This window comes from Oryzomicrobium sp., assembly GCF_021287045.1.
Taxonomy (GTDB): domain Bacteria; phylum Pseudomonadota; class Gammaproteobacteria; order Burkholderiales; family Rhodocyclaceae; genus Oryzomicrobium.
Genome location: NZ_JAJTBG010000016.1, coordinates 61,052 through 78,892, shown reverse-complemented (window position 1 = coordinate 78,892; position 17,841 = coordinate 61,052). Strand labels below are relative to the sequence as shown.

The following is a 17,841-nucleotide window of genomic DNA, read 5'->3' as shown; positions in this document are numbered from 1 at the left end:
AAAGTGTCACCCATGTCTTCGCACACCTGTCACCTATCTCACCGGTCCGTACAGGCGACCCAAAAGAAAGTCACTCGCCGTCAGGGCGAAATACAGCACCAACTCCAGCATTCACGCTTGGCTAAACTCACCGACACTCAAAACCGCCCCTCTCACCAAGTGCTGTAGCGGCTGGAACCGCCAGGTTGCGCAGAACGCACACGCCGTCGCTTCCATCGGACACCTGGTAACCGGCGCAAGGGTCAATTCTGCCCAGGTACCTCGATGTAATGGGAAGCCAACCATTCCCGATCCAATTCCCAGCGCACATCCTTGACGCCCGGTTGGGCGAGGACGATGGCCCGGGCTTCGGATTGGACCGCGCCCAGCCGCTGCTGGGCGGCGATGAAGGCCGGGTTGTTCGGGTCTTTCGTGTTCAGCCCGGGGAACAACGCCCCCAGGGCCTTGAACGCCGGCACCTCGGTGTTACGCGGGGTGCTCAGGTAGGCGGTGTCGCCCACCACCTTCAACACCCGGAATTTGTAGGGATAGGCCTTGAGGGCTTCGCTGCCCTGGGTTTCGATCGCCCGGGTCAGTTCCCGGGAGTGGGAATCGGGCGAGCGGATGTACCAGTCCAGGCCGATGAGAAAGAGCAGGATGAGAACGACCCAATAGCGTTTTTTCACGGCAAACCTCCAACAGGATTCGGGACGGGGCGGACGGTGCCTAGCGCCGCACCCCGCTGCCCACCGGCAGTTCGGCGAACCAGTTGATGAAGCGCATCACATCCGCCCCCCGGTAAATCGCCCCGTGCTGGGGGCAGAGCATGTCCAGGGGCAGGCGGCTGACCCGCTCGCACCAGTCCAGTTTGGCCTCGTTGGAGCCCATCCAGCGCTGGTGAAAGCCCTTGGCGTGGCCGATGTGGCGGTCGAAATCCTGGACGAACAGGTCGCTGCACGGCGGCAACAGGGCGGCGCCCACATCGCCGGAAAACAGGATGCGGGCCTGGGCATCGTAGAGGTGGAAGTTGCCCGAGGAGTGCAGGTAGTGGGCCGGCAGGGCCTCCAGGGCGAGGTTGCCCAGGCGGATCGTCTCGCCCTCGTCCGGAATATTGACGAAGGTCTGGTCGGTGCCGCCGAAGTGGGGCACGAACTCGGACCACAGCCAGCTCAGGTGGCATTTGAGGGAGGGGTTGAATTCCAGCCACAGGCCCAGGGAGGAGATGATGTCCGGGTCCTGGTGCGAGGCGAAGATGGCCTCGATGCGCTGGGGGTCCGTGTACATGGTCAAGGCCGAGAACACGGCGGCGAAGATTTCCGAGCCGCCCGGATCGGTGAGCAGGCAACGGTCGCCGGACGAGACCAGGTATTCGTTGGTGTCGATCAGGTAGTTGGGGCGTTCCGGGTCCCGGGCCACCACGGCCCACTGGTGGCTGCCATCCTGATAGATCACGGTGGTTTTTTTCATGGTTCGGCTCGTAAGGCAGGCAAGGCAGAAAAAAGAATGGCGAGGGTCCGGCGATTGCCGGGCCGGTCAGCGGACACCGGCGATGCCGGTGCGCAGGGCCTTCAAGGTATCGAGAATGGACAGGATGGCCGCTTCGATTTCCCCGGCGACCTGGCGCAGGTCGCCGCTCAGGGTGCTGGCATAGACGGCCTCGATCTTGGCCGCCCGGGACAGGGCAACGCCGGTGCCGCACAGGCGCAACGCACGGTCCAAGTGGAATCCCAGGTCGCGCCAGCGCACCCGGCTCTCGGCATCGACCCGTTCCCGATCGGCGTCGATGTGGGCCCGGGCCGGGGCGATGGCCACGGCGGCCGGCGAATCGGCGGCAATGCCATCCAGGTGGTGCCGGTGGCGGTGCACCCGGGCCGATTCAGCTACGCTATGCACCAGCAGGTAGATGAAGCGGTCCAGCTCCTGCATCAGCCCGTCGAGCTGGCGGCTGAAGCGGCGCAGTTCGGACGAGACGACGCGGAAGCCGCTCGCCTGCGCGCCCGCCTGCTTGGCCACGATCATGGCGTTGATCGCCACCAGGTTCACCTGGCGGGAAATACCGATGACCGTGCGGATTCCCTCGTTGACCTCGACCACCAGCCGCAAGGGCTCGTTGGCGGCCGCGGCCTGCGCATGCGCAGATGCCATGGATGTTGTTCTTCGTTGGCTGTTGCGCCGGCGGACGGATGCGGATCGTCACGCGGCGCGATGTTGTTGGAATTGTTGGAACCGGGTGCTTGGCGACGGCAGACGCCTCCCCCGCCAGCGACCTCCCCTCTGTATCAGCGAATGCTAACAGATGCGGGCCCGCGCATCTGGCGTCACAATCTGTGCGGCGCAACCATGGTACGACGGGGCCGCTTCGCCGGACGGCCCGAAACGGCCGCCCTCCTTTCTCGCAGCGCCCCCTGGCCCACCGTAGCCTCCATGCCCCTCCTGCCGCTCCTGCCAAGTTTTCGCAGCGCCGCCCGCCGCCTCAAGCGGGAGGTGCTGACCGTCTATTTCGTCGCCCGGGACCCGCGCACGCCCTGGGCGCTGCGCCTGCTCGCCCTGGCGGTGGCGGCCTACGCCGCCAGCCCCATCGACCTGATCCCGGACTTCATCCCGGTACTCGGCTACGTGGACGATCTGCTCCTGCTGCCCCTGGCCGTCTGGCTCATCCTCCGGCTGGCGCCCGCCGGGGTGCTCGACGACAGCCGCGCCCGGGCCGCCAGTCTCGCCGCACGCCCCACCAGCCGGGCGGCGGCCCTGTGCATCGTCGCCCTCTGGCTCGCCGCCCTGGGCGGGCTGGGCTACTGGTGGCTGGCCCGGGACGGCGCCTGAGCCTTTCTTCCCCCACTCCCCCTTCCTTACCCGTTTCGCCGCCCCGCCCGCCGGGGCGTTTTCATTCCCGCGCCGCAGATCGATATACGTCCCGGGGCCATAACCAAAGAAAAAAACCGTCGTTCCCGCCCGCCCGGGCGCTGCCCAGAATCGCTCCACCCAGCCCCGCCCGGGGCCCGGGTTTTCCGATTGCAGAAAAGGAGCGCCCCATGTCCATCCAGTCCATCAACTCCCGCAACCAGTTCCGCGGCAAGGTGCGGGAAATCATCGAAGGCCCGGTGGTTTCCGAAGTGGATGTGGAAACCCCCTTCGGCACCGTCACTTCGGTGATCACAACCCGTTCGGTCAAGGAGCTGGACCTCAAGCCCGGCGTCGAGGTGCTGGCCGTGGTCAAGGCCACCGAAGTGTCCATCGCCAAGCTGTAAGGACCGCCGCCATGAAGATCGTCGGTATCGCCGGCAGCCCCTCCGGCTCGTCCCGCTCCACCGCCCTGCTCGGCCACATCGGCCGGCAGCTGGCGGAAGACGGCCACGCCTGGTCGGTGATCCCGGTGCGCCACCTGCCCGCCGGGGACCTCATCGCCGGGCGCAACGACGGCGAGGCGATCCAGGCCGCCCTGGCCGAGATCGCCGCCGCCGACGGCCTGGTGGTCGCCACCCCGGTCTACAAGGCGGCCTACTCCGGCCTGCTCAAGACCTTTCTCGACCTATTGCCGCAGAAGGCCTTCGCCGGCAAGGCGATCCTGCCGGTGGCCTCCGGCGGCTCCCTGGCCCACGCCCTGGCCATCGACTACGCCCTGCGCCCGGTGCTGTCCGCCCTGAGTGCCCGGGTGGCGGTGGCCGGGGTGTTCGCCGAGGACGCCCAACTGCGCATCCTCGACGGCGAGCTGCATCTGGAGGCCGCCCTGGCCGAGCGCCTCGACGAGGCCCGCCAACGCTTCGCCGAAGCCCTGGCCTGGGGCCGGCCGAGTGGCGCCGGGCCTGTGGTCGCCGAGGCCGCCCCGCCGGATTCGCTTCCCGGCTTCTCCCCCCTGCCCCTCTACGCCCTGGCCACCTGAGCCGGGGCGGGCGGCCGCGTCGCCCATCGTCCTGCCGTTTTCCCGGAAGCACGGATTTCCCCCACCGTCCCCCCTGCAACCCCGTACGACCCCAGAACGACACCCAGAAAGGGAGCTGCTATGACCCGTTCCACCCGCCTCAAACGCCTGACCCGCCACCTCGGCCGCCTCGGCCACCTGCTCGGCCCCGCCGTGCTGGCCCTGGGCACGTCCCTCGCCCTTTCCCACGCCCCGGCCGCCCTGGCCCAGAGCGCCGCCCCGGCCAGCGCCGCCAAGGAGTTGCGCATCGGCTACCAGAAGTACGGCACCCTGGTCATCCTCAAGGCCAAGGGCAGCCTGGAAAAACGCCTGGCGCCCCTGGGCGTGGCGGTGAAGTGGACCGAGTTCCCCGCCGGGCCCCAGCTGCTCGAAGGGCTCAACGTCGGCAGCATCGACTTCGGCACCACCGGCGAGGCCCCGCCGATCTTCGCCCAGGCCGCCGGGGCCAACCTGGTGTACGTGGGCAACGAGCCGCCGGCCCCGGTGGCCGAGGCCCTGATCGTGCCCAAGGAGTCGCCGGTGAAGACCGTGGCCGACCTGAAGGGCAAGAAGGTGGTGCTCAACAAGGGCTCCAACACCCACTACCTGCTGGTCAAGCTGCTGGAAAAAGCCGGCCTCAAGTATTCCGACGTGCAGGTGGCCTTCCTGCCCCCGGCCGACGCCCGGGCCGCCTTCGAGGCCCGCCAGGTGGACGCCTGGGCCATCTGGGACCCGTTCCTCGCCGCCGCCGAGAAGCAGATCGGCGCCAAGGTGGTAGCCGATGGCAGCGGCGTGGTGCCCAACCACCAGTTCTACCTGGCCGCCCGACCCTACGCCGAGGCCCGCCCCGACGTGGTCAGGATCGTCCTCGACGAGTTGGACAAGGTGGATCAGTGGGGCAAGAAGAACCCGGCCGAAGTGACCGCCCTGCTGGCGCCCCAGCTCGGGCTCGACCCCGCCATCGTCGATCTGGCCGTGCGCCGCTACAGCTACGGCGTGCATCCGATCAGCGACGAGGTGGTGGCCCAGCAGCAGAAGGTGGCCGACGTGTTCCACGAGCTGAAGCTGATCCCCAAGCCGATCCGCATCGGCGACGTGGTGTGGCAGCCGAAAAAATAACGACCGCTCCCCAACCGTTTCCTTCCATTCCCTTATTCCGGAGCACGGCATGAACATTTTCTGGTTTCTCCCCACCCACGGCGACGGCCGCTACCTGGGCACCGCCCACCAGGCCCGGGCGGTGGATCACCACTACCTGAAGCAGATCGCCCAGGCCGCCGACGAGCTCGGCTACGGCGGCGTGCTGATCCCCACCGGCCGCTCCTGCGAGGATTCGTGGACCGTGGCCTCCAGCCTGATCCCGGTGACCCGCCGCCTCAAGTTCCTGGTGGCCCTGCGCCCCTCCACCATCTCCCCCACCGTCTCGGCCCGGGTGGCCGCCACCCTGGACCGCCTGTCCGAAGGCCGCCTGCTGGTGAACGTGGTGGCCGGCGGCGACCCGGTGGACCTGGAGGCCGACGGCACCTGGCTGTCCCACGACGAGCGCTACGAGGCCGCCGACGAGTTCCTCACCATCTGGCGCGACCTGCTCTCGGGCAAGGAAGTGAATTTCAACGGCAAGCATTACCAGGTGAAGGGCGCCAAGCAGCTCTTCCCGCCGGTGCAAAAGCCCCATCCGCCCCTCTACTTCGGCGGCTCGTCCGACGCCGCCCACGACCTGGCGGCCAAGCACGTGGAGCTGTACCTGACCTGGGGCGAGCCCCCGGCCGAGGTCGAGAAGAAGATCGCCGACGTACGCGCCCGGGCGGCCAAGCAGGGCCGCGAGGTGAAGTTCGGCGTGCGCCTGCATGTGATCGCCCGGGACACCAACGAAGAAGCCTGGAAGGCTGCCGACGAGCTGATCAAGTATGTGGACGAAGAGACCGTGGCCCGCGCCCAGAAATCCTTCGCCCGCATGGACTCGGAAGGCCAGAAACGCATGACCGCCCTGCACGGCGGCAGCCGCGAGCACCTGGAGATCAGCCCCAACCTGTGGGCCGGCGTCGGCCTGGTGCGCGGCGGCGCCGGCACCGCCCTGGTGGGGGACGGCGAAACCATCGCCCGGCGCCTCAAGGAGTATGCCGACCTGGGGGTGGAAACCTTCGTCCTGTCCGGCTACCCGCACCTGGAGGAGGCCTACCGCTTCGCCGAACTGGTCTTCCCCCACGTCGGCATCCAGCGCCATACCGCCGCCCCGGAAAGCGCCAACCTGGTCAGCCCCTTCGGTGAAGTGGTGGGCAACCACCACCTGCCCCAGGCCCAGGTCTCGGCGAGCTGATGCGTAACGCCCGGCCGGGCTGCCTCGGGGCAGTGCGGCCGGGCTGCGCCATTTAACGCCCCCTGTCTTTCGTTTCACCCGCTTTTGGCATCGCGAGGTTTCCATGCCCTATCTCCCCCGCCCCCCGCACTCCCTCCCGCGCCGCCAGGCCATCGGCCGGCTCGGGGCCATGGCTGCCGCCCTGGCCCTGCCCTTCTCCGCCCTGCCTGCCCGGGCCGCCGTGGACGGCAAACAGCTGCGCATCGGCTACCAGAAGTCCTCCACCCTGACCGCCCTGCTCAAGTCCCAGGGCACCCTGGAAAAGCGCCTGGCGCCCCTGGGCATCAAGGTCGGCTGGTTCGAATTCACCAGCGGTCTGCCCCTGCTCGAAGCCCTCAACATCGGCAGCGTCGATTTCAGCGCCGACGTGGCCGACACGGTGCCGGTGTTCGCCCAGGCCGCCGGGGCGCGCCTCACCTACGTGGCCCAGGAGGCTCCCTCGCCCAGCGCCCAGGCCATCGTGGTCAAGGAAGACTCGCCGATCCGCACCGTGGCCGAGCTGAAGGGCAAGAAGGTCGGGGTGGCCAAGGCCGCCGGCAGCCACTTCCTGCTGCTCGCCGCCCTGGAAAAGGCCGGTCTATCGGCCAAGGACATCGAACCCGCCTACCTGACCCCGGCCGACGGCCGCGCCGCCTTCGAGCGGGGCGCCATCGACGCCTGGGTGATCTGGGACCCGTTCCTGGCCGGGGTGCAGCGCCAGTCGAAAGTGCGCCTGCTCACCGAGGGCAAGCCGGTGGCCGAGTACAAGCGCTACTACCTGGCCTCCAGCGACTACGCCCAGGCCCGCCCGGACGTGCTGCAAATTCTCTTCGACGAATTGCGCCACACCGGCCGCTGGGTCAAGACCCACCCCAAGGAGGCCGCCACCCTGCTCGCCCCGGTGTGGGGCCTGGACGCCGAGACCGTGGAACAGGCCAACGCCCGGCGCAGCTACGAGGTACGCCCGGTGCGCCCGGACGACCTGGGCGAGCAGCAGCGCATCGCCGACGCCTTCTTTGCCGAGAAGCTGCTGCCGAAGAAGGTGGTCGCCAGCGACGTGGCCCTGTGGAAACCGCGGGGCTGACATGAGCACATCCGCCTCCACGCCCCTTTCCGCCCTAGCCCGGCGCCTCGCCCCCTGGCTGGTGCCGGCGTTGATCCTGGCCGTCTGGCAGCTCGCCGCCCAGGCCGGCTGGCTGTCCACCCGCATCCTGCCGGCACCCCTGGCGGTGCTTTCCGCCGGCTATGAGCTGGCCGCCTCGGGCGAGCTGCTGACCCACCTGGGGGCCAGCTTCAAGCGCGCCGCCAGCGGCCTGCTCATCGGCGGCGGCATCGGCCTGCTGTTCGGGCTGTTGAACGGCGGCTTCAAGGTGGCCGAAACCCTGTTCGACACCAGCTTGCAGATGGTGCGCAACGTGCCCCACCTGGCCCTCATCCCCTTGGTCATCCTGTGGTTCGGCATCGGTGAGGAAGGCAAGCTGTTCCTGGTGGCCCTGGGGGTGTTCTTCCCCATCTACCTGAACACTTTCCACGGCATCCGCACCGTGGACCCGGGGCTGGTGGAGATGGGCCGTTCCTACGGCCTGTCGCGCTGGCAGTTGTTCCGCCGGGTGATCCTGCCCGGCGCCCTGCCCTCGATCCTGGTCGGGGTGCGCTTCGCCCTGGGCTTCATGTGGCTGACCCTGATCGTCGCCGAAACCATCTCGTCCAGCAGCGGCATCGGCTACATGGCCATGAACGCCCGGGAATTCCTGCAGACCGACGTGGTGGTGCTGGCGATCCTGCTCTACGCCCTGCTCGGCAAGCTCGCCGACGTGGCCGCCCGCGCCCTGGAGCGTCGCTGGCTGGCCTGGAACGCGGCCTACGCCAGCTAGCCCCCATTAGCGAGGATTACCCATGCGCTTCAATCATCACGAAAACCAATACCTGTCCGAGGTGGATGCCCGGGCCAATCAAGCCGTGCCGGCCGCCGCGCCCAGTGCGGCCGCCCCAACCGCCCCCGCTGCCGAGGCGGGCCTGGCCACGAAGGTCGCCGGTGTGGCCAAGCGCTTCGGCGAACGGCCGGTGCTGGCCGGCATCGACCTCGCCATCGCCCCGGGTGAGTTCGTCGCCATCGTCGGCCGTAGCGGCTGCGGCAAGAGCACCCTGCTACGCCTGCTGGCCGGCCTGGACGCCCCTTCCGCCGGCGCCATCGCCCTCGATGGCAGGCCCGCCCGGGGCCTGCACCCGGACGTGCGCATCATGTTCCAGGACGCCCGCCTGCTGCCCTGGCAGACCGTGCTGGGCAACGTCACCCTGGGCCTGGCCGGGCCGCGCCGGGAAGTGGACGCCCGGGCCCGCCAGGCCCTGGCCGAGGTAGGACTGGCCGACCGGGCCGATGAGTGGCCGGCACGCCTGTCCGGCGGCCAGCGCCAGCGGGTGGCCCTGGCCCGGGCCCTGGTGCACCGGCCGCGCCTGTTGCTGCTCGACGAGCCCCTGGGCGCCCTGGATGCCCTGACCCGCATCGAGATGCAGCGCCTGATCGAGCGGCTGTGGCAGGAGCACGGCTTCACCGCCGTGCTGGTAACCCACGACGTGGCCGAGGCGGTGGCCCTGGCCGACCGCATCGTGCTGATCGAGGACGGCCAGCTGGCCCTGGACACCCCGGTGGCCCTGCCCCGCCCCCGGGAGCGGGGCGAGGCAGGCTTCGCCGCCCTGGAAGGCCGGGTACTCAAGCGCCTGATGACGGTGGAGGCTCTCAACCCGCGCAACCAGATTCGCGGCAAGGTAGCCGAGATCCTGCTCGACCCGGTGCTCTCCGAGGTACGCATCGACACCCTGCACGGCCCGGTGGTGGCGGCCATCTCCACCCGGGCGTTGCGCGACCATCCCCTGGAAGTGGGCGCCCCGGTGCTGGCGGTGTTCAAGTCCAACGACGTGGCCCTGGCCCGCCTGGACCAAGGAGACGACGAGCGCCCCCTCACCGAGTTTTTCCCCATCCCCAGCTTCATCGGCTGACGGCGGGATTCCTGCGCTTTTTGGCGGTTTCCCGTCAGGTTCCCCTTGCTACCATCGTGGCATAGGCTGCCATGACGGCCGCAACCGCAGGGGAACGCACGTTGGCACCATTCCTGTTCAACCGCCGCCTTGCGCCGGCCTGCCTGGCGCTGGGCCTGGGCCTCATCCTCGGCCCCTCCTGGCCGGCGGCCCGGGCCGCCGGCCAGGAGGGGGTCCTCCAGGACGAGGCGCTCCCGCCCCTGCCCCCCCGCACCATCGAGGACGTCAGCCGGCTCCTCGACCATTACAAGCCCGATCCCGGCGCCGCCACCCGGGCCTTGCAGGCGGCGGAGGCACAACCGCCGGAGGGCGCCGACCAGGCGTCCCTGTTCGACTTCTACTGGCGGCGCGGCCGGGCCGCGGCCCAGGTCGGCCGGGTTCGCCAGCAGATCGACGACCTGCGCCGCGCCCGGGAACTGGCCGCCCCCGGTTCCCCCGCCCACCTGCGCGCCCTGCGCGAACTGGCGGGCGCGGAATCGGCCGGCGGCAACCTGCTCAACGCCCTGCGCTACTGTGACGAGGCGATCCAAGCCAACCAGCACCAGAAAGGCAAGCTCACCGGCGCCTACCAACTGGCCGCCCAGGTGCTCACCCGGCTCGGCGACTTCGACGGCGCCCGGGAGCGCCTGAACAGGCTGGAGGGCGTGTTCGCCCAGCTCCAGCGTTCCAAGAACTGGGGGCGCTCCGGCCCAAGCTGGACCGCCAATTACGAGCGGGCCCGGGGCGAGCTGTTCCTGGCCGAAGGGCGTTACGTCGAGGCGGAGCGCTCGTTCAGACAGGCGCTGAAATCAACCGACCAGTTCCTCCAGATCCTGCCGGACGAGGTCGGCACGGATCAGGACACGCCGACGCCCAACGGCGTCCGCCAGGGGCGGGAAGGAATCCTGCGCAATCTGGCCGCCATCCAACTCGCCCGGGGGCGCCTCGCCGAAGCGGAAATCCTGGCCCGCCAGGCCCTGCGCGACGGGCTGGAACGGGTCGGACGCAGTTCCACCGACACCGCCCGCAACCTACGTATCCTGGCCCTGGTCCTGGCCGAGGAAGGGCGCGCCGCCGAATCGGCGCAACTGGCCCAGGCGTCCCTGGCATCCTTTGAAGAGGCCGGCACCGCCCCCGACTCCCTGGCCCTGGCGGAGGCGCGCCGCGCCCTGGGCAGCGCCCTGGTGGCCCAGGGGCGCTACGGCGCGGCCCTGACGACGTTCGAGGCGATGCGGGCCGGCATCGCCACCGACCCGGACCTGCTCGCCCGGGCCGGCAGCGGCGACCTGGACTGGGTGCTGGCCCTGCTGCGCACCGGCAAGGCCCAGGAGGCCGAGCGCATGGCCGCCGCCATGCTCGACGGGGCCCGGCGCATGTTCGGCGACAAGGCCCTGCGCACCGCCGAGATCCGCAGCTTCCGCGCCATGGCCCTGACCGCCCTGGGCCGGGACGATGAAGCCTTCCAGGCCTTTTCCCAGGCTCTGCCCCCGTTGCTGGAGCAGGCCCACAGCGACGCCGAGGCCGACACCGGCAGTCGCAAGCGCCAGCAGCGCCTGGTCCAGGCCCTGGAAAGCTACCTGCAACTGCTCGGCCGCCTGTACCAGTCGCCCCAGCGTTTGCCCCCCGGTTTCGACGCGGCGGCCGAATCCTTCCGCCTGGCCGATCTAGCCCGCTCCAGCGGCGTCCAGCGGGCCCTCACCGCCAGCGCCGCCCGGGCCCGCATCGATGATCCGGCCCTGGCCGAGCTGGCCCGCCAGGAGCAGGACGCCCAGCAACGCATCAACTCCCTGGGCACCCTGCTCACCCAGTTGCTCTCGGCCCCGCCGGACCAGCAACTTCCCCAGATCCAGGACAAGCTGCGCGGCGACATCGCTGCCCTGCGCCAGCAACGCGAGGCGGCCCGCAGCCAGATCGCCCGCCGCTTCCCCGACTATGCCCAGCTGGTGGACCCGCAACCCGCCACCCTGGCCGAGGCCCGCCGCCGGCTGCGCCCCGGCGAGGTGCTGGTGGCCTGGTATTTCGGCGAGGAGAGCAGCCAGGCCTGGGCGATCCCGGCCCAGGGCGAAGCCCGCTTCGCCCTGCTGCCCACCACGCGCCGCGCCATGGCTGCCGAGGTCGCCGGCCTACGCCGCGCCCTGGACCCGGCGGCGAGCACCATCGACGAGATTCCCCCATTCGACACCGCCGCGGCGAACCGCCTCTACCAGGGCCTGCTCCAGCCCCTCGCCCCCGCCCTGGCCGGCGCCCGCACTCTGCTGGCGGTCCCCCACGCCGAACTGGGCCAGTTGCCCCTGTCGGTTCTGCTCACCGCCCCGGCGCCCCAGCCGGCCAAGGGCGGTACCCTGCCCTTCGCCGGCTACCGCGACCTTCCCTGGCTGGCCAAGCAGGTGGCCGTGGCCCAGCTGCCGTCGGTCACCGCCCTGGCCAGCCTGCGCAGCCTTAAGCCCGGGCCGGCCCAGCGCCGGCCCTTCATCGGCTTTGGCGACCCTCTGTTCAGCCTGGCCCAGGCCAAGGAACCCGACGCCCCCGCGGAGGGCCTGGCGACCCGCGGCATTCCCCTCAAGCGGCGCAACGTGCCCCACACCAGCGGCGTGGATTCGGCCGAGCTGGCCCAACTGCCGCGCCTGCCGGACACGGGCGACGAAATCCGCGAGATCGCCCGGGTACTTGGTGCCGACGGCGACGGGGACGTCTTTCTCCAGCGCCGGGCCAGCGAGGCCGCCGTGTTCGCCGCCGACCTGGCCGACCGACGGGTGGTGATGTTCGCCACCCACGGCCTGGTGCCCGGCGACCTGAACGGCCTGGACGAGCCGGCCCTGGCCCTGACCTCCCCCGCCGTCACCGGCGGCAAGGGCGACGGGCTGCTCACCCTGGACGAGATTCTCGGCCTCAAGCTCAACGCCGACTGGGTGGTGCTGTCCGCCTGCAATACCGCCGCCGGCGACGGCAGCGGGGCCGAGGCGGTGTCGGGGCTGGGCCGGGCCTTCTTCTACGCCGGAGCCCGGGCGCTGCTGGTGTCGAACTGGCCGGTGGAAACCGTGGCCGCCCAGCGGCTCATGACCGATCTGTTCCGCCGCCAGGCCTCGGCCCCGAACCTGAGCAAGGCGGAAGCCCTGCGCCTGGCCATGCTCGACCTGCTGAACGGCCCGGGCAGCCAGGACCCCCGCACCGGCAAGACCGCCTTTAGCTACGCCCACCCGCTGTTCTGGGCGCCCTTCGTCGTCGTCGGCGACTGAGCCCCTGGATCGCCATCACACTTACAGCCCCGAGGAGACACCCCATGACCCCCTTCCCCATCCGTTCCCTGGCCCTGACCCTGCTGCTCGCCGCCGTTGCCGGCAGCGCCGGCGCGGCCCCCCTGATCAAGGAGGACGAAGCCCGCCTGCCCGCGGCCGCCGGCGCGCTCACCACCCGGGGCATCACCCGGGGGCCGGCGATCAAGCTGGTTTCCCCAGACCCGGCCTTGGGCGCGGCCAAGTCCCCGTTCACCTTCAAGGTGGCATTCGAGCCCCGGGGCGGGGCCAAGATCGATCCGTCGTCCGTCACCGTGACCTACCTGAAGGCCACGCCGGTGGATCTCCTACCCCGGGTCAAGGCGGGCCTGAGTGCCGGCGGCATCGACCTGGCCGGCGCCGAGGTCCCGCCGGGCGAGCACCAGATTCGCGTCACCTTGCAGGACAGCGAAGGGCGCCAGACCTCCACCGTGCTCCAGCTCAACGTGGGCAAGTAGATTCCGATGAAGTGTCCCTACTGCGCCTCCGACATCGCCCGGGAAGCCCTGGTCTGCCCCGTCTGCCGCCGCGATCTCTACCTGTTCAAGCCGCTTCTGGCGCGCATCGCCGAGCTTGAAGCGCGCCTGGCGGACCTGCCCGCGATCGAGGCCCTCCAGGCGCGCATCCAGGCCCTGGAGGGGCAGGCCGGCGGCGCGGCGGGAGAGGTTGCCGCCGCCGACCAGGCCCCGGCCCCCTTCGGACCGGGCGGCTGGCTGATGGCCTGGGGCGTTCCCCTGCTGCTGCTCCTGGCGGCCCACGGCCTGGTGGTGATCGCCCTGGACCTCAACACCCTGTACCTGCGCATCCTCTCCCTGTTCATTCCCTTGCCCTTCGGCTACCTGCTGCTGCGCCGCGCCCCTGGCCATTTCCTGCTCGGCACCGTGGCCGCCTTCGCCATGGCGGCCCTGGCGGTATTCGGCATGAGCGGGGTGGTGGCCTGGACCGACGGGGTGCCCTGGCTGCCCCAGGGGCGGGTCGAATGGCGCGAGTTCGTCGAATACGCCCTGAGCATCGGCTTCAGCTACCTGACCGGCATGCTGCTGGCCCGCCTACACGCCCAGGACAGCGCCGGGCCCCAGGCCGAGGTGGAAGGCAATCCCCTGGCCGTGGCCCTGGCCCGCCACCTGGTCAGCGGCCCGCCCAGCATCGCCAAGATCCAGGAGGCGGTGCGCCGGGTGAACGAGATCAGCAGTTCCCTGGTCGCCCTGGGCACCACCGCCCTGTCGATCTACACCGGCCTCAAGGGGCTGGTCGGCTGAACCGCGCAACCCGGCCACCAGACTTGATCCACGGCAAATACCCTACTAAAAAAATGGCCTTTCCCTGCCTGCCTGGCACCCTATAGTGAAGGTAAGGAACAAGCTTTCATTGCAGTTGGGAGACGGCCATGACCAATCGTTGCCTGGGTTATATCGTCAAGGATCAGGAGCCCCTGATGCAGCCCCCCGGCGGTACCGTGCAGGATGCCTGCCGGGCGATGTGGAAGCACCGCGTCGGCGCCGTGCTGGTGGCCCAGAACGGCCGGCTGATGGGCATCTTCACCGGCCGCGACGCGGTGCGGACCTTGGCGGAAGGGCGCGACCCCGCCCATACTTTTCTGGTCGACGTGATGACGTCCAATCCGGACATCATTGCGCCGGAACTGACGGCCATCGACGCCCTGCGCGCCATGAGCGACGGCGGTTACCGGCACCTGCCCGTGGTAGACGCGGGCAAGGTGGTGGGCATCGTCTCGCGGGGCGACTTCAAGGGCCTGGAACTGGACCGGCTGGAAGAAGAGGAGTGCCTGTGGGAACGCATCTGCTGACAGCGCCTGGCGCCGGAACGCTCTCCCGGGCGTAGCGGCTGGAGCGGAGCCCGTTTGGAACCCCGCTCCAGTAGGCGCTTTGCAGCAAGGCATCGTGCCAATGCAGCAGGGGCGCGGCGTTCCACGGTGTGAGCCAGGAACGCCGCGCCCCTGTTGGGGTTTGGCTGCGTCAATGACGCGCGGTCAGCGCGCCCCGCAGTAGATGTCGCGCATCAGGCCCATGAAATCGAGCAGGCGCGGTTCGCGCAGGGCGTAGATGACCCGGTTGGCCTCCTTGCGCGAAGAGAGAATGCCCCGGTCGTAGAGCATGGCCAGATGCTGGGAGATGTTGGGCTGGGAGGTGTGCGTCCCGCAGTCACGCAGGGCGGCCAGGATGTCCTGGACGCAGGCTTCCCCCTCGGCCAGTACGCAGACGATGGACAGGCGCAGCGGATGGGCGATGGCCTGGAAGGTCCGGGCGGTGCGCTCGATCTCGGCCTCGTTGAAATCCAGCGCGGGGACGGCGGCAGGCAGGGCGGCTCCCATTTCAGGCCTCCGCCCCGGCGGGCTGCTTGAGGGCCGATTTCACCACGTCCTCGCCCAGGTCCGGCGACACTTTCTCGATGAAGGCGTGGGCGTAGCTGCGCAGGTAGGTGCCGCGCCGCACCGCCAGCCGGGTGGTGTTGGACGGAAACAGGCCGGGCACCGGGATTAGGGCCAGATTACGGTCCCGCTCGGCGTCGTAGGCCATGGAGGCGACGATGCCCACCCCCAGGTCGAGGCCCACGTAGGTCTTGATCACGTCGGCGTCGATGGCCGAGAGGACGATGTCCGGCACCACCCCGGCGTCGGCGAAGGCCTGGTCGATGTGAGCCCGGCCGGTGAAGCCTTCGTGGTAGGTGATGATCGGGTAGTCGGCCAGGGCCTCCAGGGTGATTTCCGGCAAGGCCAGCAGCGGGTGGCCGTGGGGCACGATCACCGCGTGGCTCCAGGTGTAGCAGGGGAAGGTGACCAGTTCCGGGTATTTGTTCAGCCCCTCGGTGGCGATACCGATGTCGGCCTCGCCGGCCACCAGCATCTCGGCGATCTCCCGGGGGCTGCCCTGGTGCAGGGCAAGGTGCACCTTCGGGTAGTCGGCCTTGAACCACTTGATGATCTGCGGCAGGGCGTAGCGGGCCTGGGTGTGGGTGGTGGCCACGACGAAGTGGCCGGTCTCGCGGCTGGCGAAGTGGTCGGCGATGCGGCGCAGATTCTGGGCATCCACCAGCATCCGTTCCACCACCGTCGCCAGTTCCTTGCCCGGCTCGGTCAGGCCGAGCAGGCGCTTGCCGCGGCGGACGAAGATCTCGACGCCGAGTTCGTCCTCCAAATCCTTGATGTGCTTGCTGACGCCGGGCTGGGAGGTGTACAGGGCGTTGGCCACCTCGGTCAGGTTGAAGTCCTGGCGCAGGGTCTCGCGCACGATGCGCAGTTGCTGAAAATTCATCGCGCCTCTCCAAAAATCGCGGCGGCGCTGGCGATGCGGTCGTCCATGGCGGATTCCACTCCCGGGCAATAGGTTGTTGGCGACCAGTCTAGGGAGGGCTGCTTATGAACTGAAATAATGAATATCTAAGAACAAATTCTCTTTGGATATAACAACCGAAAATCCATCAGACGTCGCCCTCCCCTTTCCCGGCGCCATCTCGCCCCGCCGTTCCGGGCAGGACGGTGAAGCCCTGGGCGCGCAGCAGCTGGATGGCCCGTTCGATGCGCAGGCTGCGCCGGGCCTCGTCGCTACAGCGGTTGGGCAGGGGATCGAGTTCGTAGCCGTGGCAGCGCAACCAGGCCAGCACCGTCTCCAGCCCCTTGCTGCCCAGCCCCCGGGTCAGTTGCAGGCGGCGAAAGCCCAGTTCGGCCACCTCTGCCGGCGTGAAGTGGGGCCGGTCGAGGAGCTTGCGCAGAGCATTGCGTTGCAGGGTGGGCAGGTCGGCCACCGCATCCGAGGCAGATGCAGGGGAGCCTGGCAAAGGCGCAGCCTGGGCGGCATCGGGCCGTCCGGCGGCGGAAAGCCCCCGGGAATGGGGGGCCGGGTTGGAGCGCGGGGATTTCACGGCACCAGTGTAGGAGGGCCGGGGGGCGGGTCGAACGACGGTTTTTTGATATGCATATCAGCCGTTGCCAGCCCGTGCCGTGCAGCAGTGACAGCCCGAGCGGCGCGCTTCCCGTTGGGGCAAAACATGAAAATAGTCTCCCCGCCTTGCGCCTGATCAACCGGACGTGACCGTAAACCCCTAGAATCAAGGCCTAACCCACTGGAATGCTCAGGAGCACCCTCAGCCTCATGCACCGGATCGCGCACATCATCTGGCACCGCCTCACCGGCCTCATGCCCGGGGAGCTGGATGCCAACGAAGTCCTCTGGCTCATTTCCCCGCACCAGCAGTCGCCCCTCCTAGCGCGGCGCCGGGCCATGGTGATCGTGAACCGGGTACGCCTGTTCGCCTTCCTGTTCGCCGTACTCACGCCCCTGTGGAGCATCGTGGACTACGTGGTGTTCCCCTTCCCCCTGTGGTTCTTCCTTGCCGGGATGCGCCTGGTGGCGGCCGCGGCCTTCGCCACCCTGGTGATCTGCTACAAGCCCTCGGGCAACCTGCTCAACGCCTACCGGGCCATGGCCCTATTGTTCGCCATCCCTACGGTGTTCTACGTGGTATCGCACCAGGTGCTGACCTCGTTCGAACTCACCGGCATGTCGGCGGCCATCGGCGCCGGCTACGCCTTCCTGCCCTTCGTGCTGCTGGCCGGGCTGTCGATCTTTCCCCTCACCTTCCTGGAAAACCTGGCCTTCGTCGCCCCCATGCTGCTGGCCCAGTTGCTCGCCCAGATACTATCCTGGGGCCAGCTCAACTGGCCTTCCTTCGCCGGTGCCTTCTGGCTGATGGCCCTGATCGCCGGCGTGGCCAACCTGGCCGGAATGAGCCAGCTGGCCTTCATGGTGGCCTTGGTGCGCCAGGCGATCCGCGATCCCCTGACCGGGGTCCATTCGCGGCGCAGCGCCGAGGAAATCCTGGAGCTCTACGGCGGCGTCGCCAACCGGGCCGATGCGCCCCTGGCGGTGGCTTTCATCGACCTGGATCACTTCAAGAGCATCAACGACCGCCACGGCCACGACGAGGGCGACAAGGCCCTGCGCCGGGCCGCCAAGGCGATCAGCGAGTCGATGCGCCGCGGTGACATCCTGACCCGTTGGGGCGGCGAAGAATTCCTGCTGATCATGCCCAACACCCGGCTCACCGAAGCCCGTGCAGCCCTGGAGCGCCTCACCGGCCAGGGCCTGGGCCGACGCCCGGACGGCACCCTGCTCACCGCCAGCGTCGGCATCGCCGAGCGGGTGGACGACCACACCAGCCACTGGGAAGAGCTGATCGAGATCGCCGACCGGCGCATGTACACGGCCAAGCACGCCGGCCGCAACCGCATCGTCATCGGCGATGCGGTGGATGGGGCCACGGACGGGGCGGGCAGCGCCCCGCAGCCGGCCTAAGCCCTCCCCCACCCTTTTCGGTCTTGCCCCGGC

General features: G+C 69.4%; 19 protein-coding genes. 13 read left to right on the top strand and 6 right to left on the bottom strand.

Annotated elements, in window-relative coordinates; all coding sequences use genetic code 11:
- Window positions 1-242: 242 nt before the first annotated feature.
- The 3 genes from LWW89_RS15650 to LWW89_RS15640 all read right to left on the bottom strand — a co-directional run bounded on the left by LWW89_RS15650 (window position 243) and on the right by LWW89_RS15640 (window position 2,124).
- The gene (locus LWW89_RS15650; RefSeq protein ID WP_293265823.1) at window positions 243-665 is read right to left on the bottom strand and encodes a hypothetical protein; all 423 of its coding nucleotides are present in this window, start codon (window positions 663-665) and stop codon (window positions 243-245) included.
- 40 nt (window positions 666-705) lie between these two features.
- The gene (locus tag LWW89_RS15645; RefSeq protein ID WP_293265821.1) at window positions 706-1,446 is read right to left on the bottom strand and encodes an MBL fold metallo-hydrolase; all 741 of its coding nucleotides are present in this window, start codon (window positions 1,444-1,446) and stop codon (window positions 706-708) included.
- A gap of 66 nt (window positions 1,447-1,512) precedes the next feature.
- Window positions 1,513-2,124, bottom strand: coding sequence for a hypothetical protein (locus tag LWW89_RS15640; protein WP_293265819.1), 612 nt, complete (start codon window positions 2,122-2,124; stop codon window positions 1,513-1,515).
- 279 nt (window positions 2,125-2,403) lie between these two features.
- Between LWW89_RS15640 and LWW89_RS15635 the strand changes: the two genes are divergently transcribed.
- From LWW89_RS15635 to LWW89_RS15580, 12 genes are all read left to right on the top strand, one after another.
- Window positions 2,404-2,799, top strand: coding sequence for a DUF1232 domain-containing protein (locus LWW89_RS15635; RefSeq protein ID WP_293265817.1), 396 nt, complete (start codon window positions 2,404-2,406; stop codon window positions 2,797-2,799).
- Between the two features lie 209 nt (window positions 2,800-3,008).
- The gene (locus LWW89_RS15630; RefSeq protein WP_054622439.1) at window positions 3,009-3,224 is read left to right on the top strand and encodes a TOBE domain-containing protein; all 216 of its coding nucleotides are present in this window, start codon (window positions 3,009-3,011) and stop codon (window positions 3,222-3,224) included.
- An 11-nt stretch (window positions 3,225-3,235) separates the two neighbouring features.
- Complete coding sequence (ssuE, locus tag LWW89_RS15625) at window positions 3,236-3,856, top strand: NADPH-dependent FMN reductase (RefSeq protein WP_293265814.1); 621 nt, start codon at window positions 3,236-3,238, stop codon at window positions 3,854-3,856.
- Between the two features lie 120 nt (window positions 3,857-3,976).
- Complete coding sequence (locus LWW89_RS15620) at window positions 3,977-4,993, top strand: sulfonate ABC transporter substrate-binding protein (protein ID WP_293265812.1); 1,017 nt, start codon at window positions 3,977-3,979, stop codon at window positions 4,991-4,993.
- Between the two features lie 49 nt (window positions 4,994-5,042).
- Window positions 5,043-6,191, top strand: a complete 1,149-nt coding sequence (gene ssuD, locus LWW89_RS15615; protein WP_293265810.1) for an FMNH2-dependent alkanesulfonate monooxygenase — start codon at window positions 5,043-5,045, stop codon at window positions 6,189-6,191.
- 103 nt (window positions 6,192-6,294) lie between these two features.
- Window positions 6,295-7,293, top strand: a complete 999-nt coding sequence (locus tag LWW89_RS15610; protein ID WP_293265808.1) for an aliphatic sulfonate ABC transporter substrate-binding protein — start codon at window positions 6,295-6,297, stop codon at window positions 7,291-7,293.
- A gap of 1 nt (window position 7,294) precedes the next feature.
- On the top strand, window positions 7,295-8,083 hold the full coding sequence (gene ssuC / locus LWW89_RS15605) for an aliphatic sulfonate ABC transporter permease SsuC (RefSeq protein WP_293265806.1): 789 nt from the start codon (window positions 7,295-7,297) through the stop codon (window positions 8,081-8,083).
- Between the two features lie 22 nt (window positions 8,084-8,105).
- Entirely contained in the window at window positions 8,106-9,206 is a 1,101-nt protein-coding gene (locus LWW89_RS15600; protein ID WP_293265804.1) for an ATP-binding cassette domain-containing protein, read from the top strand.
- A 71-nt stretch (window positions 9,207-9,277) separates the two neighbouring features.
- Complete coding sequence (locus tag LWW89_RS15595) at window positions 9,278-12,460, top strand: CHAT domain-containing protein (RefSeq protein WP_293265802.1); 3,183 nt, start codon at window positions 9,278-9,280, stop codon at window positions 12,458-12,460.
- Between the two features lie 44 nt (window positions 12,461-12,504).
- Window positions 12,505-12,954, top strand: a complete 450-nt coding sequence (locus tag LWW89_RS15590) for a hypothetical protein (protein ID WP_293265800.1) — start codon at window positions 12,505-12,507, stop codon at window positions 12,952-12,954.
- Window positions 12,955-12,960: 6 nt separating this feature from the next.
- A complete protein-coding gene (locus LWW89_RS15585; protein WP_293265798.1) occupies window positions 12,961-13,755 on the top strand; it encodes a hypothetical protein in 795 nt (264 codons plus the stop codon).
- A gap of 128 nt (window positions 13,756-13,883) precedes the next feature.
- Window positions 13,884-14,303, top strand: a complete 420-nt coding sequence (locus tag LWW89_RS15580) for a CBS domain-containing protein (RefSeq protein WP_293265796.1) — start codon at window positions 13,884-13,886, stop codon at window positions 14,301-14,303.
- A 183-nt stretch (window positions 14,304-14,486) separates the two neighbouring features.
- Here LWW89_RS15580 and LWW89_RS15575 read toward each other — a convergent pair whose 3' ends face one another.
- From LWW89_RS15575 to LWW89_RS15565, 3 genes are all read right to left on the bottom strand, one after another.
- Window positions 14,487-14,828: a metalloregulator ArsR/SmtB family transcription factor gene (locus LWW89_RS15575; protein WP_293265794.1), complete on the bottom strand. Its 342-nt coding sequence runs from the start codon at window positions 14,826-14,828 to the stop codon at window positions 14,487-14,489.
- Window position 14,829: 1 nt separating this feature from the next.
- A complete protein-coding gene (locus tag LWW89_RS15570) occupies window positions 14,830-15,768 on the bottom strand; it encodes a CysB family HTH-type transcriptional regulator (protein WP_293265792.1) in 939 nt (312 codons plus the stop codon).
- 166 nt (window positions 15,769-15,934) lie between these two features.
- The gene (locus tag LWW89_RS15565; RefSeq protein ID WP_293265790.1) at window positions 15,935-16,375 is read right to left on the bottom strand and encodes a hypothetical protein; all 441 of its coding nucleotides are present in this window, start codon (window positions 16,373-16,375) and stop codon (window positions 15,935-15,937) included.
- A gap of 230 nt (window positions 16,376-16,605) precedes the next feature.
- Between LWW89_RS15565 and LWW89_RS15560 the strand changes: the two genes are divergently transcribed.
- Window positions 16,606-17,808 (top strand): diguanylate cyclase, encoded by a 1,203-nt coding sequence (locus tag LWW89_RS15560; protein WP_293265788.1) that lies wholly within the window; start codon window positions 16,606-16,608, stop codon window positions 17,806-17,808.
- Window positions 17,809-17,841: the final 33 nt, after the last annotated feature.

Excerpts from the sequence above, each read along its gene's own strand:
- LWW89_RS15645 (WP_293265821.1), bottom strand. The coding sequence starts at position 1,446 with ATGAAAAAAACCACCGTGATCTATCAGGATGGCAGCCACCAGTGGGCC.
- LWW89_RS15640 (WP_293265819.1), bottom strand. The coding sequence starts at position 2,124 with ATGGCATCTGCGCATGCGCAGGCCGCGGCCGCCAACGAGCCCTTGCGG.
- LWW89_RS15635 (WP_293265817.1), top strand. The coding sequence starts at position 2,404 with ATGCCCCTCCTGCCGCTCCTGCCAAGTTTTCGCAGCGCCGCCCGCCGC.
- LWW89_RS15630 (WP_054622439.1), top strand. The coding sequence starts at position 3,009 with ATGTCCATCCAGTCCATCAACTCCCGCAACCAGTTCCGCGGCAAGGTG.
- ssuE (WP_293265814.1), top strand. The coding sequence starts at position 3,236 with ATGAAGATCGTCGGTATCGCCGGCAGCCCCTCCGGCTCGTCCCGCTCC.
- LWW89_RS15620 (WP_293265812.1), top strand. The coding sequence starts at position 3,977 with ATGACCCGTTCCACCCGCCTCAAACGCCTGACCCGCCACCTCGGCCGC.
- ssuD (WP_293265810.1), top strand. The coding sequence starts at position 5,043 with ATGAACATTTTCTGGTTTCTCCCCACCCACGGCGACGGCCGCTACCTG.
- LWW89_RS15610 (WP_293265808.1), top strand. The coding sequence starts at position 6,295 with ATGCCCTATCTCCCCCGCCCCCCGCACTCCCTCCCGCGCCGCCAGGCC.
- ssuC (WP_293265806.1), top strand. The coding sequence starts at position 7,295 with ATGAGCACATCCGCCTCCACGCCCCTTTCCGCCCTAGCCCGGCGCCTC.
- LWW89_RS15600 (WP_293265804.1), top strand. The coding sequence starts at position 8,106 with ATGCGCTTCAATCATCACGAAAACCAATACCTGTCCGAGGTGGATGCC.
- LWW89_RS15595 (WP_293265802.1), top strand. The coding sequence starts at position 9,278 with ATGACGGCCGCAACCGCAGGGGAACGCACGTTGGCACCATTCCTGTTC.
- LWW89_RS15590 (WP_293265800.1), top strand. The coding sequence starts at position 12,505 with ATGACCCCCTTCCCCATCCGTTCCCTGGCCCTGACCCTGCTGCTCGCC.
- LWW89_RS15585 (WP_293265798.1), top strand. The coding sequence starts at position 12,961 with ATGAAGTGTCCCTACTGCGCCTCCGACATCGCCCGGGAAGCCCTGGTC.
- LWW89_RS15580 (WP_293265796.1), top strand. The coding sequence starts at position 13,884 with ATGACCAATCGTTGCCTGGGTTATATCGTCAAGGATCAGGAGCCCCTG.
- LWW89_RS15575 (WP_293265794.1), bottom strand. The coding sequence starts at position 14,828 with ATGGGAGCCGCCCTGCCTGCCGCCGTCCCCGCGCTGGATTTCAACGAG.
- LWW89_RS15570 (WP_293265792.1), bottom strand. The coding sequence starts at position 15,768 with ATGAATTTTCAGCAACTGCGCATCGTGCGCGAGACCCTGCGCCAGGAC.
- LWW89_RS15560 (WP_293265788.1), top strand. The coding sequence starts at position 16,606 with ATGCACCGGATCGCGCACATCATCTGGCACCGCCTCACCGGCCTCATG.